Annotated in this window: 1 protein-coding gene; it reads left to right on the forward strand. The window is 34.4% G+C overall.

Annotated features, from left to right (window positions below; translation table 11 throughout):
• The first annotated feature begins 56 nt into the window (after positions 1-56).
• Positions 57-440: a conjugal transfer relaxosome DNA-binding protein TraM gene (traM, locus tag E0D98_RS25670; RefSeq protein ID WP_001457391.1), complete on the forward strand. Its 384-nt coding sequence runs from the start codon at positions 57-59 to the stop codon at positions 438-440.
• Positions 441-523 lie beyond the last annotated feature (83 nt).

The following is a 523-nucleotide window of genomic DNA, read 5'->3' on the forward strand; positions in this document are numbered from 1 at the left end:
CTATATGCATATTTATAGTGAAAAGTTCATTGCTTAATGATGCAAGGTTTTATCTTATGGCCAGAGTAATTTTGTATATCAGTAATGATGTCTATGATAAAGTAAATGCGATAGTTGAACAGCGTCGTCAGGAGGGCGCAAGAGATAAAGATATAAGCGTATCGGGAACTGCTTCAATGCTTCTTGAACTAGGGCTTCGTGTATATGAAGCTCAGATGGAACGTAAAGAGTCTGCGTTTAATCAGAAAGAGTTTAATAAACTTCTTCTTGAATGTGTTGTAAAAACACAGTCATCAGTAGCGAAAATTTTGGGTATTGAGTCTCTAAGTCCCCATGTCTCCGGGAATCCAAAGTTTGAATATGCCAATATGGTTGAAGATATTCGTGAGAAGGTATCATCTGAGATGGAACGATTTTTTCCAAAAAATGATAATGAATAAAAAAGAATTAAAAGTTGATTTACTTCAAATAACAGAGTTTTGATCTGGTTCAATTTGATGACAATTAACCACATAAAGGGTAT

The organism is Escherichia sp. KCJ4928 (assembly GCF_004352695.1).
In the GTDB taxonomy this organism is placed as follows: domain Bacteria; phylum Pseudomonadota; class Gammaproteobacteria; order Enterobacterales; family Enterobacteriaceae; genus ECMA0423.